At 58.2% G+C, this 1,353-nt stretch carries 1 protein-coding gene; it reads left to right on the forward strand.

Going from position 1 to position 1,353, the window contains the following annotated elements; all coding sequences use genetic code 11:
* Positions 1-22: 22 nt before the first annotated feature.
* Positions 23-1,353: calcium-binding protein (locus ACXJ7R_RS32895; RefSeq protein ID WP_457155437.1), on the forward strand; the 1,331-nt coding region annotated here is incomplete at its 3' end.

Below are 1,353 nucleotides of genomic sequence, written 5' to 3' on the forward strand. Positions count from 1 at the left end.
GAATACTGCCGATCAGATAAGCTTGGCCAGGCAGAAACTGGACAGCCAGGTAGAGGTCCTCGATGCACTAAAGGATACCGCCAAGCTCGGCATCGCCGACGCGATTGTATCCGCTATGTCCCTCGGGGTCAGCAGTCTTGGCAAAGTCCTAGCAGTCGACGTGCCGGCCTTCATCGATGCTATCTCAGTGGGGACGAATGTCTACAGCGGCGTAGTCGAAGAGGATGTGGTTTCCTTCATTTCCGCGGCAGCGACGCTGGCTGAGAAAACGGTCAAAGCGGCTCCTCTGATTGGCCTAGTGGCCAACACTTATAAGCAATTCGACACCCTGGAGACAACAGTTACGGATGCGGTTGAGGCCGAACACCGAATCCGGGACACCGAGGTGCAACTTCGTGATCTCGATTCCAAGTTTACCGCACTACGCAGCGATATCAACAAACTGGCGTCGTGCCTGGAAACGACTGTCGCGATTCGGCCTGCATCGATTTCCGCACCTGCAAGCTTCGTCACCACTACTGTCGGAAATGAAACCTTCTTCTACGATGCAGGCGTGCATCTGATCCGGGGGACCGCTGCAAACGATGATGTGACACTTCAGCCGCCGGCCTTCGCAGAGTTCCCTACCGAAATCGTCTCGACTGGTGCCGGCAACGACATCATTCGCTTTACTCCCGCATCCCTTCTTGCCGGCTCAGTCCTCAAGGTCTTCTCGGGTGGAGACGGGCGGGACACGCTTTATCTCGGCGAAGACAGAGGCAAGTTCGCCGTACACTGCACCGCGGACGGGGTCATCGCGCTAACCCCCTATACCACAGTGACCGTCTTCATCGACACTGGGGCGGGCAGCGTACCGGCGAACGTGCCCGCCGATGGACCCCAGCTTCTGTTGCACGGGATCGAACGGGTGAACTTCCGTGATGGCTCCATCATCGATCTGGGCAGCGCTGCCAACGATATCATTAACGGTGGCGCGGGAGCCGACCTCCTTGTTGGCGGCACCGGCGCAGACCAACTCGCCGGCAATGGAGGCGACGACCAACTCGAGGGCGGCACCGGCGTTGATATCCTTCTCGGAGGTCCCGGCAACGATGTGTACTATGTCGACGCCCAGGGCGAGGCGTTGGAGGGATTGGCAGCCGGCACTGATACAGTGTTCTCGAGCATCAGCTTTACTCTCGGCGCAAATATCGAGAACCTCGTGTTACAAGGCACGGCCAACCTGACTGCCACAGGCAACGCGCTTGCAAATCGCATCACTGGGAACGACGGGAACAACCTCCTTCTTGGAGGAGCTGGTCCTGACGACCTGTTCGGCGGTAAGGGCAACGACACCTACTATGTCGACAATGC

It is taken from the genome of Mesorhizobium sp. P5_C1, from assembly GCF_054049815.1.